This window comes from Methylobacterium organophilum, assembly GCF_022533465.1.
In the GTDB taxonomy this organism is placed as follows: domain Bacteria; phylum Pseudomonadota; class Alphaproteobacteria; order Rhizobiales; family Beijerinckiaceae; genus Methylobacterium; species Methylobacterium organophilum.
Window position 1 is genome coordinate 222777 of the sequence record NZ_CP092848.1, and the last position, 12848, is coordinate 235624.

Sequence of the window (12848 nt, forward strand, 5' to 3'; positions counted from 1 at the left end):
GGCGCGACGAACACCTGCCGCCGCCGGGCCGCTTCGGCCCGTGCGCGGGCTCACCGAAGCCGCCTTCTCCGGCGACGGGCACCAACGCCTCGCGGTGGAGGGCGAGCATATCGGCGGCGTGGTCGCGGATCTCGTCCTGAAGCCCGGCGAGGGGCGCCGAGCGATCCCGGCGGCCGGCCGCATTTCGTGGTCGAGCTGCGCCTGATCGCCAGCGGCCGCCCCCCCCTGGCGGGGCCAGACATGGCGAAGGACGCCGCCGCAGAGGGCCGCAGCATCGCCGCGCCGATCGCGCTGCTCGAGATCATCGTCGATCAGGTCACCGCCGCCATAGGCGCCACCGGCACCCGCCTCTCGGAGGAGCTCGACGAGATCGAGGACCACATCCTGGAGGAGCGCACCCGCGGCGAGCGCCGGCGCCTCGGCCCGATCCGCCGGGACGCGGTGCGCCTGCACCGGCAACTGCTCGGCCTGCGGGCGGTGTTCCACCGCCTCGACGAGGCCGGCGAGGACGAGGCGCTACCCCCGCTCGCCCAAGCGATTGCCGCCCGCCTCGCCCAGCGGCTCGACGCCTTCGATCGGGACATGATGGTGCTGGCCGAGCGCAGCCGCCTGATGCAAGAGGAATTGTCGGCGGCGCTGGCCCACAGCGCCAACCGGCAACTCTACACCCTGTCGGTGCTGACCGCACTCCTGCTGCCGCCGACCCTGGTGATCGGCCTGTTCGGCATGAACACCAAGGGCCTGCCTCTCACCGAGCACGAGAGCGGCTCGCTGGTGGCCATCACCATCGCCGTCACCTCGGCGCTCGCTGCCTTCGCCCTGATCCGCCTGCTCAGCCTCCGTCCGCCCCGGGACTGACCGCCCCCTCCCCCGGGAGGGGCGCCCTCAGTAGTTGATCGTGCTGCGCAGCCCGAGCACCACGGCGTTGCGGAGGCGGCGGCCGTTTGCGTCGGCGAGGCCGCCGCCGGGGCGCATCACGTATTGCAGATCCGGCTGCACGGTGAAGCCGGGCACGATCTCGGCCTGGTAGGTCGCCTCGATCAGGGTCTCGCTGCTGCGGAGCGGGCCCTTGCCCCGCCCCTGCATCAGGGAATCCCGGTCGAAGGCCCGCGCGACCGGGCTGATGTGGGAATGGATCAGCCCGAGGCCGATCGTGTCGTTGGGGCGACCCGGGACCAGGCCCTTATAGGCGATGCCCGCATCGACGTAGAGATCGACCAGGTTGCGGTCGGCCGGCACCGCGGAGAGCCGCAGGAAGACGCTCGCGCCCTCGTCCGCGGCGCCGGGCTCCTGCCAGACGGTCTGGTCGAGCATGGCGTAGACGCCATGATTGCCGCGGAAGCGCCGGGCGATGCCGCTCGCCTCCGGATCCGTCAGGAGACGCCCGGCGACGCTGTCGAAGCGCGGGCTGTCGAACCGGCCGAGATGGTGCCAGGCGCCGAGCGTCGCCGTGCCCGGCAGGCCGGCCGCGTCCGGCTCGACATTGTAGGCATAGGCGATCTCGGCGATGGCGAAGGCCGGGTCGTTCACGCGGAAGCTGGTGCCGTACGGGTTGCGCGTCTGCGGGTCGGTGGTGTCCCCCCGCGCCGGCACCCCGGCCGGGTCGCCGTTGAACAGGCCGGCCTGGATCGAGAGGTTGGCGTTCGGCACGTATTTCAGCCGCGCCGCGGGGGTCGCCAGGGGATAGATCGGGCCGCCGCTCGGCAGCACCACCGCACCGATATTCGGCCAGCCGAAGCCGGCATTGAGGAAGACCACCGCCGACTGGGCGATGGCGAATTCGGTGTCGGCCGAGATCTGCCCGAGCTTCAGCGAGAGCTGGCCGTCGAGGAAGCGCTGCTCGACCCAGAGCTCGAACAGCCGGGTCGCCGGCAGCGCCTCGATGCCGCTCACCGTGGTGAGATTGTCCGCGAATTTCCGGGAGAGGCCGTGCCCGTGGATCTGGAAGAAGTCGGTGTGGAAGCGGGCGCCTTCCCAGCCGGCGAACCTGTCGAGATCGACATCGAGGGAGGTGTCGAGGCGGCCGCCATAGGTGCCGCCCCGCCGGCGACCGCCCTGCACGTCGGCGAGGCCCTCGCCGATATAGGTGACGACGTAGGTGATGCCGGAGCGGGCGAGGGTGGCGCGCAGGCCGAAGGGATCGCCGTAGGGGCCGAGGGAGGACTGGATCGAGCTGCCGATCGTCAGCGAGACCTGGTCGGAGGTGCGCGCCTGGGCGACCGCGGTCTGCGGGTCGCCGCCGGCGCCGGTCAGGTCGAGCCGGGCGAGGGCGTCCTGCGCCGCAGCATCGACCCCGGCCGCCATGGTGAACAGGGCGGCCAGGAGGCCGCGGCGAAAACCCGCCATCCGTGCGATCCGCCGCGCGATGTCCCTCGGCGTCAGTAGAGGCTCGGCACGTGCATCTCGGCGGGGATCGGCGCCCGCACGTAATCGGCGTGGCGCTCCCGCGGCGGCAGGTGGACCGGCGGGTGCACCACGTCGCCATAGGGGATCTGCGTCAGCAGGTGGCTGATGCAGTTCAGGCGCGCACGCTTCTTGTCCACCGCCTCGACGACCCACCAGGGTGCCTCGGGGATGTGGGTGCGGGCGAGCATGTCCTCCTTGGCATGGGTGTAATCCTCCCAGCGCCGGCGGGATTCCACGTCCATCGGGCTCAGCTTCCATTGCTTGAGCGGATCCTCGATCCGCATGCGGAAGCGGAATTCCTGCTCGGCATCGGTGATCGAGAACCAGTACTTCACCAGCATGATTCCGGAACGGACGAGCATGCGCTCGAATTCCGGTACGGAGCGGAAGAATTCCTCGACGTCGTCCTCGGTGCAGAAGCCCATCACCCGCTCGACGCCGGCCCGGTTGTACCAGGACCGGTCGAACAGGACGATCTCGCCGGCCGCGGGCAGATGGGCGACGTAGCGCTGGAAATACCATTGCGTGCGCTCGCGCTCGTTGGGCGCGGGCAAAGCGGCGACGCGGCAGATGCGCGGGTTGAGGCGCTGGGTGATCCGCTTGATCACGCCGCCCTTGCCGGCGGAATCGCGGCCCTCGAACAGCACGACCACGCGCAGGCCGTTGGCTTTCACCCAATCCTGCAGGCGGACGAGTTCGTGCTGCAGGCGCAGCAGCTCGCGGAAATAGACGCGTCGGTCGAGCCCGTGCCCGGCATGGGCATCGGCCTCCGGGTTCAGGTGATCGAGGCGGGCGTCCTCCAGCTCGAGTTCGAGCTCCTCGTCGTAGCTGTCGGTCAGCTCGCGGCGGATCGCCTCCACCGACGCCGCATGCCACCTGCTCTCGTCCTCGGTCATGCCCTCAGCCCCGATCTTGAAACGGATCGAGGGGCTTAGACCATGCCCGCATGACAGGTCTGAGAAGGGCGGGCCGGGCTCTCCGGGTTTTCCCCGGCGCGGTCACGCAGGGACCTCCGCAGGGAGGGCAGTCCGATCCCGCGTTCCGGATCCGGGCACTTGCCGATCCCGCAAAGATCGGCCGCAAGATATCTTATGATATTTAGATTATTAATATTATCTTTGAATATGAATACTGATCTTCGATTGCAATTGCTGCCGAATCCTGCATTATAGTTTTGTTAAATTGGGAGGAATGAACGATGATGCATTCATTCAAGCTTCTGTTCGCACTCGCGGTCATGGCCGGCTTCGCGACTCTGCCGACGCCGTCGCAGGCCGAGAGCGCCAAGACGGACCAGGCCGCGGCGGCGAGCGCCACCAAGAAGAGCCCGGCGGCCAGCGACGATTTCGAGGAGAACCGGCGCCTCCACATGCAGAAGAGCAAGGAGAACAACGCGAAGAAGGGCGAGAACTGAGGCTGTCCGCTCCGACGGAGCAGGCGGCCAGCCCTCGCGCCGCCGCCATGGGCAGCCGGCCTCGGGGAGCGCCGAAAAGCGCTCCTTGAGCGCTACCCGGGGGATGGAACCGGGTACCGAGCGGCCTCCCCTCGCGCCGCCCCGATCGACGGGAACGACCTTACGCCGCGCGGGCGAAGTCGAAATAGAGCGCGCGCAGGCGCGTCGCGACCGGGCCGGGGCGGCCATTGCCCACGGGCTGGCCGTCGATCTCCACCACCGGCATCACGAAGGCCGAGGCGGAGGTGTAGAAGGCCTCCGCCGCCTCGCCGAGCTCCTTGGCGTTGATGAGGCGCTCCTCCACCGCGATCCCGGTCTCGGCGGCCAGGGCCAGGATGGCCTTGCGGGTGATGCCCGGCAGCAGAGCCGTCGAGAGCGGCCGGGTCACCAGCGTGCCGGCCTTGGTGACGATGAAGACCGTCGAGGACGAGCCCTCGGTGACGAGGCCGTCCTCGACCATGAAGGCCTCGGCGACGCCGGCCTCCACCGCCTGCTGCTTGGCGAGCACCTGGGCGAGCAGCGCCACCGACTTGATGTCCCGCCGCTTCCAGCGCAGGTCCGGCACGGTGATCGCCTTGGCGCCGGTCTCGGCCATGGCGTTGCCGGTGATGCTCTTTTCCTGCGTGAACATCGCCACGGTCGGCGCCACGTCGCCTTTCGGGAAGCCGAAATCGCGCTCGGCGACGCCGCGGGTCACCTGCATGTAGACGAGGCCCTCGGTGAGCCCGTTGCGGGCCACCAGCTCCGTTTCGAGCCGCGTCCATTCCGCTTCCGTATGCGGGTTGCGGATGCCGATCTCGGAGAGCGAGCGGTCGAGCCGGGCGAGATGGGCGGCGTTGTCGACGAGGGTCCCGTCGAGCACCGCCGCCACCTCGTAGATCCCGTCCGCGAACAGGAAGCCGCGGTCCATCACCGGCACACGGGCCTCCTCCAGGGGCAGGAAGGCGCCGTTCAGGTAGACGGTACGGGACATCGGCTTCTCGTGGGCTCGCGAACGCGGATCGGGCGCGACGCAGGATTCGTGCGCGGGGGCGCCGGGCGCTCAGGCTTCCCCGAACACCCGTGAAAAGATCGTGTCGACGTGCTTCAGGTGGTAGCCAAGATCGAAGCATTCCTCGATCTGCTCGGGCTTGAGCACGGCGGTGACCTCCGGATCGGCCTTGAGCAGGGTGAGGAAGTCGCCCTCGCCGCGCCAGACCGGCATCGCGTTGCGCTGGACCAGCCGGTAGGAATCCTCCCGCGAGACGCCGCCCTGCGTCAGCGCCAGCAGCACCCGCTGCGAGTGGACGAGGCCGCCGAGCTTATCGAGGTTCTTCTGCATGTTGGCCGGGTAGACCAGCAGCTTGTCGATCACGCCGGTGAGGCGGGCCAGGGCGAAATCGAGGGTCACGGTGGCGTCCGGGCCGATCATGCGCTCGACCGAGGAATGCGAGATGTCCCGCTCGTGCCAGAGCGCCACGTTCTCCAGCGCCGGGGTCACGTAGCCGCGCACCATGCGGGCGAGGCCGGTGATGTTCTCGGTCAGCACCGGGTTGCGCTTGTGCGGCATGGCCGAGGAGCCCTTCTGCCCCTCGGAGAAGAATTCCTCCGCCTCCAGCACCTCGGTGCGCTGCAGGTGGCGCACCTCGATGGCGAGCCGCTCCATGGAGCTCGCGATCACGCCGAGCACGGCGAAGAACATGGCGTGGCGGTCGCGGGGGATGACCTGCGTCGAGACCGGCTCCGGCGCCAGGCCCATCTGTTCGGCGACGTATTCCTCCACCCGCGGATCGATATTGGCGAAGGTGCCCACCGCCCCGGAGATGGCGCAGGTCGCCACCTCCTTGCGGGCCGCGATCAGCCGCTCCTTGGCGCGGGCGAATTCCGCATAGGCCTGGGCGAGCTTGAGGCCGAAGGTGACCGGCTCGGCATGGATGCCGTGCGAGCGGCCGATGGTCGGGGTGAGCTTGTGCTCGAAGGCGCGCTTCTTCAGCGCGGCGAGCAGGGCGTCGAGATCCGCGATCAGGATGTCGGCGGCCTGGGTAAGCTGCACGTTGAGGCAGGTGTCGAGCACGTCCGAGGAGGTCATGCCCTGATGGACGAAGCGCGCCTCCGGCCCGACGATCTCGGCGAGATGCGTGAGGAAGGCGATGACGTCGTGCTTCGTCACCGCCTCGATCTCGTCGATGCGGGCGACGTCGAACACCGCGTCGCGGCCCTTCTCCCAGACCTTGTCGGCGGCTTCCTTCGGCACGACGCCGATCTTCGCCAGCGCCGTGGTGGCGTGGGCCTCGATCTCGAACCAGATCCGGAACCGGCTCTCCGGCGACCAGATCGCGGCCATCGCGGGGCGGGAGTAGCGGGGGATCATCGTCTTCCAGAGCCTCGAAAGTGTCGCGATTTCGCGAAATCGCCCCGCGCGTAGCACGGCGCGGCCCGATGCCTCAACGCGCCGTCTCGCCGACCCCTCCGGCCGGGATGTGCATGACGCTGGAGGCTCGGCGCCCCGCGACGGTTGACCGGTCGCGCCCGACGGACAACATCGTCGTCATGACGAGCGCGCCGACGTCCCGCCCCTTCATCCCCCTCTCCATCGCCGTGCTCACGGTGTCGGACACCCGCGTGCTCGCCGACGACAAGTCCGGCGACACGCTGGCGGCGCGGATCGCGGAGGCCGGGCATCGGCTGGCCGCGCGCGACATCGTGCCCGACGAGGTGAGCGCCATCCGCGCGAAGGTCGAGGGCTGGATCCGGGATCCGGGGATCGACGTGGTGGTGACCACGGGGGGCACCGGCTTCACCGGGCGCGACGTGACGCCCGAGGCGCTGGAGCCGCTGTTCGAGAAGCGCATGGACGGCTTCTCGGCGGTGTTCCACCGGATCTCCTACGACAAGATCGGCACCTCGACCCTGCAATCGCGGGCGACCGCGGGGGTGGCCGGCGCCACCTACATCTTCGTGCTGCCCGGCTCCCCCGGCGCCTGCAAGGATGCCTGGGATGGCATCCTCAAGGCGCAGCTCGATTACCGGCACAAGCCCTGCAACTTCGTCGAGATCCTGCCGCGCCTCGACGAACACCTGAAGCGCGGCGCCGCCGCCAAGGTTTGATCGCCTCCGCAGCGAGGATCTTCTGTTCTTGCTGCAGTGCATACAGGTTCGTTCTCTGTTCAGGCGGAACCGCGGCCGTTTCTCCCCGTTGGATTTTCCGTGATCGACAGGGAGTTATCCATGAAACACCTGATGTGTGCCGCCGCCGCTCTTCTGATCGGCGGCTCCGTCATGACGGTCTCCGCCCCCGCCGCCATGGCCCAGGCCGGCGGCAGCACCATGGAGACCGGCTCGAACGCCACCGACATGAGGTCGGGCGGCATGAATGCGAAGAAGTCCGGCGGGACGATGAAGAACAAGAAGATGAAAATGAAGAAGAAGACCATGTGAGCCGCAGGCTCGGATCCAGGGGCGCCTTCGGGCGCCCCGTCCCGTTTTCGGGAACCCTGCACCCGCTGCGGCGAAAAGAGCGCGCATAAGCGGCGCGAAAGGGGGCCTGCCGGGTGCCCTCGGCCCCGGCTTGCCGCTAAGCTGAGCCGGCTTCCCCAGCGTCGTTGCGTATCAGAGTGTCCCGATGCTTCTCGCCCGCGCCGGACGTCGCCTGCCGGTCGTTCTCGCGGTCTGGGCGATGCTCGCCCCAGCCCAGGCGCAGAAGGCGGATCCCGTCAGAACCTGGGTCTCGGGCGTGGTCTCCCGCGTCGGGGCCCTGCCCGCGCCGGCGAAGACCGTGACGGTGCGTGTCCGCATCGGCGCGGAAGGCGCGGTCGAGGGCGTGGAGCTCCTAGAGGGCAGCGATCCGGATGGGCGCCTGCGCAAGGCCATCGCCGAGACCGGCCCCTATCCGCCCCCGCCCGCCCGCATCCTGACGCTCGAAGGCTTCACCGAGTTGAGTTTCTCCCTCGGCCCGGCCGCGCCCCGCAAGGGGCCCGGGCGCTGAGCCGGCGCGGGGATCCCCACGCGCCTGCGACCGTTTGCGACTCACGAGGCCGCCGCCGGCGGCAGGATTCGGGAGCGGCGACGTGGAAGCGACGACCAAGGCCGAACAGGCCGCCCGGCGGCTCGCCGAATTGACCTATTCGGCCTACGCCCAGCAGGCGACCGCCCTGTTCCACCCCCAGCAGGAGCAGACCCTGCTGGCCCGCCTCGCCGAAGCCGCGCAGCCCCGCATCGGCCGCGACGGCGGAGAGATCGTGGCGGCGCTGAACGCGGCCCTCGAAGCCTGGGAGCAGGCGGACGGGCAGATCTGCGGGCCACGCATCGCGCAAGTCGATCCGGCGGGCGGGCAGGTGCGCCTGGAAACCGCGCACTGACCCGCCTCTGGGCTGCGTTCAGGCCCGGTCGAGCCGCGCCAGCAGCATCCGTGGATGCAGGCGCGGATGGAAGGCGTTGCCCCCGGCCAGGCGCTCGCGCCGCACCAGATCGCCCGCACGCGCCCGGCGCACGCCGACCACGCGCTCGCCGCGCGCCCTGATCCGCGAGGGCAGGCCCGCATGGGGACGGCGCAGCCGGCCGAGGCTCACCTCCGGCCGGGCCGTGCCGACGAAGCGGTCGAGATGGCGGATCCACCCCTCGGACGGGATGTCCCCCGCCTCCAGGCAGAGCACCCAGTCGCGCCGCGCCGCCTTGGCCCCGGCGCTCCAGGGGCTCGCCCCCGGCGAGCGCTGCAGGAAGGTGGCGCCGGCCCCGTCGGCGATCGTGTCCAAAGCCTCATTGGCCTGGCTCGCCACGATGACCGCATCGCTCACGAGCCCGGCCGCGACGCCCTCGACGAGGGCGCTGAGCGTATCAGCGAGGCGCTCGATCGCTTCCGCCTCCGCCGGGCGCGACACATGGATGACGCACGAGATCATGGCGCGCCCATAGCGGATTTTCGGGCCCCGCAAAGTGGCTTTGCCGGCGCACGCACATCTACCCCGGCCGGCAGGGATCAATTTTCCGATTCTGCACGGAATTTGTGCATCCTTCCTCTCCTATGTTCCTGTTATGTTCTCATTCGAATCGATACTTCTAAGGGGGATTCCTTGGGCAAGCCGACGGCGCGACCGTCCGATCTCCTTCGTCGGCTGTCCGGGGCGCGGGTTCTGGCGGAGTCCCGGCGCGGCCGCGGCGCGACCGCCAATCCCGACGGGCGGTTCGAGGCGATGCATGCCGAACGCTTCGACGACGGCTGGGACGGGACACCGGAGCCGGCGAGCCTGCGCACGCAGGTGATGATGGAGCGCGCCCGCAGCATCATCACCCGCAACCGCTCCCCCGACATCCCGTTCGACCGCTCGATCAACCCGTATCGCGGCTGCGAGCATGGCTGCATCTATTGCTTCGCGCGGCCCAACCACGCCTATGCCGGGCTCTCGCCGGGGCTCGATTTCGAGACGAAGCTCTTCGCCAAGCCGGGCGCGGCCGCCCTGCTGGAGAAGGAGCTCTCCGCCCCCGGCTACGTGCCGCGCACCCTCGCGCTGGGCACCGCGACCGATCCCTACCAGCCGATCGAGCGGCAGCACCGCATCACCCGCGGGGTGCTGGAGGTGCTGGCCCGCTTCCGGCATCCGGTCGGCATCGTCACCAAGTCGAATCTCGTCCTGCGCGACCTCGACATCCTGGCGGAGATGGCGGCGCAGAACCTGGTGAAGGTCGCGGTCTCGGTCACCACCCTCGATCCGGTGCTCGCCCGCCGCATGGAGCCTCGGGCCCCCCACCCGGCCCGGCGTCTGGCCGCGATCCGGGCACTCGCCGAGGCGGGCGTGCCCACGACGGTGCTCGCGGCCCCGGTCATCCCCTCGCTGAACGACCACGAGCTGGAATCGATTCTGGAGGCGGCCCGGACCGCCGGGGCGCGGGAGGCGGGCTACGTGCTGCTGCGCCTGCCGCACGAGCTCGACGGCCTCGTCGACGACTGGTTCGCCGAGCATTATCCCGGGCGCAGGAACCACGTCTTCTCGCTGCTCACCGAGGCCCGCGGCGGCAAGCACTACGATTCCGCCTACGGAACGCGCATGATCGGGTCCGGCCCCTACGCCGACCTGATCCGGCGCCGCTTCGCCCTGGCCAAGGCGCGCCTCGGCTATCCGGAGGACCGCCTGCGCCAGAGCACGGAGCTGTTCCGCAGACCGGACGCGCCGGGGGGCCAGCTCAAGCTGTTCTGAGACCCGGCCCGGCCTCCCGGAAGCGGGCCGTGAAGCGCACCCGGCGGTGCGGGCTGCGGCCCGAGACCGTCGCGCCGCGCCGCCCCCGGGCGACGATTGCCCGACATTCCGGCGACGCGCTGCGCGAAAACTGAGCTGCCGCGCTAAAATTTGATCGTGTTAAAAAATATCCTGTATTGTTAAATACCTCTCGAAACGTGCGGACGGCGCTCGGACGTCGTCGAGGGGGATTGGACATGGATCGGCGGACCTTCGTCACGGGCCTCGGCGCGAGCGCCGTCGCGGCCCCGGCCCTCCTGACCGCCGCGCCCAGCCGCGCCGCGGAACCGTTGAAGGTCGGGGTTTTCCCGGTCGGCGCCGCCCTGCCCTACTTCGTCGCCCTCAAGCGCGGGTATTTCGCCGAAGCCGGCCTCGCCTGCGAGACGGTCACGCTGGGCACGCCGGCCTTGATCGTCCAAGCCCTCGTCACGGGCACGATCGACGCGACGTCGAACCTCGTCACCCTGGAGGGCGCCAATATCAGCGTCCGCAGGCCCGGCACCCTCAAATACGTCTCGCTGGTGGCGCAGAACAGCGAGCACGTGTTCGAACAATTCGTGGTGCGCACCGGGCACCCCGCCAAGACGCTGGCGGACCTGAAGGGAGCCCGGCTCTTCACCTCGCCCGGCCCGGCCAACATCGGCATCTCCAAGGCGGTGCTGGCGAAGGCGGGGCTGCGCGAGGGGGCCGACTACCAGATCCAGGAGATGCAGCTCTCCAACCATCTCGGCGCGCTCAAATCCGGCGCCTTCGACGGCGGCTACACGCTCGAACCCGTGGCCACGGCCCTGATCCAGCAAGGCGTGGCGCGGCGCATCGAGGCGGGAGTCATCGCCACCTACCTGATCGGCGACCGCACCGCCGACGCCTACGCCGCCGGTGCGGCCGTCTCGGCCAGCCTGCTCAAGACGCGTCCCGAGACAGCGGCGCGCTTCGCGCAGGCGTGGTCGCGCGCCATGAAGGACGTGGCCTCCGACCCGAGCGTGCGCGCGTATCTGGTGAGCGACATGAACGTCCCGCCCGAGCTGGCGAAGGACGTGCCCCTCAGCCACTTCGTCGAGATCAAGAGCCTGAGCGAACGGCAGCTCCGCGATTTTCAGACCTTCGTCGACTTCGGGGCCTCGATCGGGGTCGTCGCCGGACAGATCGACGTGCGAACCCTCATCGAGACGATCTGATGCGGGCGCTGAAGCCGGTGTCTCCCGAGCCGCGGGGCGCCTCGCCCCATGTCGTCGTGCGCGGCCTCTCGAAGGCCTTCCACGGCGTCGATCTCTACCGCGACTTCGACCTGACGATCGATCGGGGCCAATTCGTCTCCGTGTTCGGCCCGAACGGCTGCGGCAAGAGCACCCTCATCAACATGATGGCCGGCATCCTGCCGATGGATTCCGGCTCGGTCCTGTTCGACGGCAAGCCCGTCCGGCGGAGCGTGATCGGCTACGTCTTCCAGAACTACCGCGAGGCCGTCTTTCCCTGGCTCCGCGCGATCGACAACATCCGCTACCCGCTGCAGTTTCTCCGTGTCGGCCGCGCCGAGGCCGAGGCGCGGGTCGAGCGTCTGCTGGCAAGCTTCGACGTGCGCATCGATCTCCAGCGCTATCCCTACGAGCTGTCCGGCGGGCAGCAGCAGCTCGTCTCGATCATGCGCGCCCTCGTGGTGGAACCCGAGGTGCTGTTCCTGGACGAGCCCTTCTCCGCCCTCGATTACGAGACGACGCTGTTCCTGCGCGATCGGCTGCAGAAGGTGCTCGGCGAGCGTGCCGTCACCACGCTGCTCGTTTCGCACGATCTCGACGAGGCCGTGTTCATGGCCGACGAGGTCCTTCTCCTGACCAGGCGGCCGACCCGCGTCGCCGGCCGCATCCCCTTCGAAGCGCCACGCCCCCGGACGGTCGAGACCACCGTCGCCCCCGAGTTCATCCGGGTGAAGTCGGAAAGTCTGCACATCTTCCAGCAGGAGGTCCGCAAATGACGGCAGGCGCGCTCCTCGCCCGCTTCAGGCCGCTTCTGGGCCTCCTGCTTCTCGGCCTCATCTGGGACCTGGTCTCGCGCAGCGGACTGGTCGACGCGGTCCTGCTTCCGTCTCCGGAGCAGACGGTCGCGGCCTTCGCCGAGGATCTCGCACACGGGACGCTCTGGAACGACCTGCTCAGGACCATCCTGCGCACCCTGGCGGCTTTCGCGATCGCCCTCGTCACCGCCGTCCCCCTCGGGGTGGCGCTCGGCGCCTCCGAGCGGGTCTACCGCTCCCTCGAGTTCCTGATCGACTTCTTCCGCTCGACCCCGGCCTCGGCGCTGTTCCCCCTCTTCCTGGTCCTGTTCGGGGTCGGCGAAGCCACGAAGATCGCGGTGGCCGCCTTCGGAGCGGCCCTCGTGATCCTGTTCAACGTCGCCTACGGCGTGATGAACGCGCGCAAGCAGCGCCAGCTCGCCGCCCGCGTCATGGGCGCGAGCGCCTGGCGGGTCATGACCGATGTCACCGTGTGGGAATCGCTGCCGCAGACCTTCGTCGGCCTGCGCAACGGCATCTCGATCGCCCTCGTCATCGTGATCGTCGCCGAGATGTTCATCGGCTCGACGGACGGTCTCGGCCAGCGGATCATGAACAACCAGATGATCTTCGACATGCCGCGCATGTATGCCGCGATCTTCGCCGCCGGCGCGCTCGGCTACGTGCTCAACGTCCTGTCGGCCTGGACGGAACACCGCTTCGTGCACTGGAGCGGCCGCTAGGCCGGCCCTCGACGGCCCCTCCCCTTCGGCGGGTCGGCGAAGGGCCG

16 protein-coding genes are annotated in these 12848 nt (G+C 69.4%); 11 read left to right on the forward strand and 5 right to left on the reverse strand.

From position 1 onward, the window contains the following. The first annotated feature begins 40 nt into the window (after positions 1 to 40). Both MMB17_RS01020 and MMB17_RS01025 read left to right on the forward strand, forming a co-directional pair. Positions 41 to 205 (forward strand): hypothetical protein, encoded by a 165-nt coding sequence (locus MMB17_RS01020; protein WP_241100759.1) that lies wholly within the window; start codon positions 41 to 43, stop codon positions 203 to 205. A 35-nt stretch (positions 206 to 240) separates the two neighbouring features. Continuing rightward, positions 241 to 858, forward strand: coding sequence for a CorA family divalent cation transporter (locus MMB17_RS01025; RefSeq protein ID WP_241100760.1), 618 nt, complete (start codon positions 241 to 243; stop codon positions 856 to 858). A 27-nt stretch (positions 859 to 885) separates the two neighbouring features. Here the strand turns inward: MMB17_RS01025 and MMB17_RS01030 are convergent, their stop codons facing one another. Continuing rightward, entirely contained in the window at positions 886 to 2304 is a 1419-nt protein-coding gene (locus MMB17_RS01030; RefSeq protein WP_420847390.1) for a carbohydrate porin, read from the reverse strand. 74 nt (positions 2305 to 2378) lie between these two features. Next, positions 2379 to 3302 carry a polyphosphate kinase 2 gene (ppk2, locus tag MMB17_RS01035; RefSeq protein WP_241100762.1) on the reverse strand — a complete coding sequence of 308 codons (924 nt, stop codon included), beginning with the start codon at positions 3300 to 3302 and terminating at the stop codon, positions 2379 to 2381. A gap of 302 nt (positions 3303 to 3604) precedes the next feature. Here ppk2 and MMB17_RS01040 point away from each other — a divergent pair, with 302 nt between their 5' ends. After that, the gene (locus tag MMB17_RS01040; protein WP_241100763.1) at positions 3605 to 3820 is read left to right on the forward strand and encodes a hypothetical protein; all 216 of its coding nucleotides are present in this window, start codon (positions 3605 to 3607) and stop codon (positions 3818 to 3820) included. Between the two features lie 160 nt (positions 3821 to 3980). Here MMB17_RS01040 and MMB17_RS01045 read toward each other — a convergent pair whose 3' ends face one another. Both MMB17_RS01045 and purB read right to left on the reverse strand, forming a co-directional pair. Next, positions 3981 to 4832, reverse strand: a complete 852-nt coding sequence (locus MMB17_RS01045) for a D-amino-acid transaminase (RefSeq protein ID WP_238309724.1) — start codon at positions 4830 to 4832, stop codon at positions 3981 to 3983. A 69-nt stretch (positions 4833 to 4901) separates the two neighbouring features. Then, positions 4902 to 6209, reverse strand: coding sequence for an adenylosuccinate lyase (purB, locus tag MMB17_RS01050; protein WP_241100764.1), 1308 nt, complete (start codon positions 6207 to 6209; stop codon positions 4902 to 4904). A 179-nt stretch (positions 6210 to 6388) separates the two neighbouring features. Here purB and moaB point away from each other — a divergent pair, with 179 nt between their 5' ends. The 4 genes from moaB (at position 6389) to MMB17_RS01070 (ending at position 8196) form a co-directional block, all read left to right on the forward strand. Further along, positions 6389 to 6946, forward strand: a complete 558-nt coding sequence (moaB, locus tag MMB17_RS01055; RefSeq protein ID WP_241102304.1) for a molybdenum cofactor biosynthesis protein B — start codon at positions 6389 to 6391, stop codon at positions 6944 to 6946. A gap of 99 nt (positions 6947 to 7045) precedes the next feature. After that, on the forward strand, positions 7046 to 7276 hold the full coding sequence (locus tag MMB17_RS01060; protein ID WP_241100765.1) for a hypothetical protein: 231 nt from the start codon (positions 7046 to 7048) through the stop codon (positions 7274 to 7276). A 184-nt stretch (positions 7277 to 7460) separates the two neighbouring features. Continuing rightward, the gene (locus tag MMB17_RS01065; protein WP_241100766.1) at positions 7461 to 7823 is read left to right on the forward strand and encodes a TonB C-terminal domain-containing protein; all 363 of its coding nucleotides are present in this window, start codon (positions 7461 to 7463) and stop codon (positions 7821 to 7823) included. 82 nt (positions 7824 to 7905) lie between these two features. Next, positions 7906 to 8196: a hypothetical protein gene (locus MMB17_RS01070; RefSeq protein ID WP_241100767.1), complete on the forward strand. Its 291-nt coding sequence runs from the start codon at positions 7906 to 7908 to the stop codon at positions 8194 to 8196. A gap of 18 nt (positions 8197 to 8214) precedes the next feature. Here the strand turns inward: MMB17_RS01070 and MMB17_RS01075 are convergent, their stop codons facing one another. After that, positions 8215 to 8736 (reverse strand): glycosyltransferase family protein, encoded by a 522-nt coding sequence (locus MMB17_RS01075; protein WP_238309719.1) that lies wholly within the window; start codon positions 8734 to 8736, stop codon positions 8215 to 8217. 171 nt (positions 8737 to 8907) lie between these two features. Here MMB17_RS01075 and MMB17_RS01080 point away from each other — a divergent pair, with 171 nt between their 5' ends. The 4 genes from MMB17_RS01080 (at position 8908) to MMB17_RS01095 (ending at position 12801) form a co-directional block, all read left to right on the forward strand. Further along, on the forward strand, positions 8908 to 10029 hold the full coding sequence (locus MMB17_RS01080) for a PA0069 family radical SAM protein (protein WP_241100768.1): 1122 nt from the start codon (positions 8908 to 8910) through the stop codon (positions 10027 to 10029). Positions 10030 to 10265: 236 nt separating this feature from the next. Next, positions 10266 to 11246, forward strand: a complete 981-nt coding sequence (locus MMB17_RS01085) for an ABC transporter substrate-binding protein (RefSeq protein ID WP_241100769.1) — start codon at positions 10266 to 10268, stop codon at positions 11244 to 11246. Then, the gene (locus MMB17_RS01090; protein ID WP_241100770.1) at positions 11246 to 12040 is read left to right on the forward strand and encodes an ABC transporter ATP-binding protein; all 795 of its coding nucleotides are present in this window, start codon (positions 11246 to 11248) and stop codon (positions 12038 to 12040) included. The genes MMB17_RS01085 and MMB17_RS01090 overlap by 1 nt, the downstream gene beginning before the upstream one ends. Next, positions 12037 to 12801 (forward strand): ABC transporter permease, encoded by a 765-nt coding sequence (locus MMB17_RS01095; RefSeq protein ID WP_241100771.1) that lies wholly within the window; start codon positions 12037 to 12039, stop codon positions 12799 to 12801. The genes MMB17_RS01090 and MMB17_RS01095 overlap by 4 nt, the downstream gene beginning before the upstream one ends. The last annotated feature ends 47 nt before the right edge of the window (positions 12802 to 12848 follow it).

Excerpts from the sequence above, each read along its gene's own strand:
- ppk2 (WP_241100762.1), bottom strand. The coding sequence starts at position 3,302 with ATGACCGAGGACGAGAGCAGGTGGCATGCGGCGTCGGTGGAGGCGATC.
- MMB17_RS01065 (WP_241100766.1), top strand. The coding sequence starts at position 7,461 with ATGCTTCTCGCCCGCGCCGGACGTCGCCTGCCGGTCGTTCTCGCGGTC.
- MMB17_RS01030 (WP_420847390.1), bottom strand. The coding sequence starts at position 2,304 with ATGGCGGCCGGGGTCGATGCTGCGGCGCAGGACGCCCTCGCCCGGCTC.
- MMB17_RS01040 (WP_241100763.1), top strand. The coding sequence starts at position 3,605 with ATGATGCATTCATTCAAGCTTCTGTTCGCACTCGCGGTCATGGCCGGC.
- purB (WP_241100764.1), bottom strand. The coding sequence starts at position 6,209 with ATGATCCCCCGCTACTCCCGCCCCGCGATGGCCGCGATCTGGTCGCCG.
- MMB17_RS01075 (WP_238309719.1), bottom strand. The coding sequence starts at position 8,736 with ATGATCTCGTGCGTCATCCATGTGTCGCGCCCGGCGGAGGCGGAAGCG.
- MMB17_RS01090 (WP_241100770.1), top strand. The coding sequence starts at position 11,246 with ATGCGGGCGCTGAAGCCGGTGTCTCCCGAGCCGCGGGGCGCCTCGCCC.
- MMB17_RS01085 (WP_241100769.1), top strand. The coding sequence starts at position 10,266 with ATGGATCGGCGGACCTTCGTCACGGGCCTCGGCGCGAGCGCCGTCGCG.
- MMB17_RS01045 (WP_238309724.1), bottom strand. The coding sequence starts at position 4,832 with ATGTCCCGTACCGTCTACCTGAACGGCGCCTTCCTGCCCCTGGAGGAG.
- MMB17_RS01025 (WP_241100760.1), top strand. The coding sequence starts at position 241 with ATGGCGAAGGACGCCGCCGCAGAGGGCCGCAGCATCGCCGCGCCGATC.
- MMB17_RS01095 (WP_241100771.1), top strand. The coding sequence starts at position 12,037 with ATGACGGCAGGCGCGCTCCTCGCCCGCTTCAGGCCGCTTCTGGGCCTC.
- moaB (WP_241102304.1), top strand. The coding sequence starts at position 6,389 with ATGACGAGCGCGCCGACGTCCCGCCCCTTCATCCCCCTCTCCATCGCC.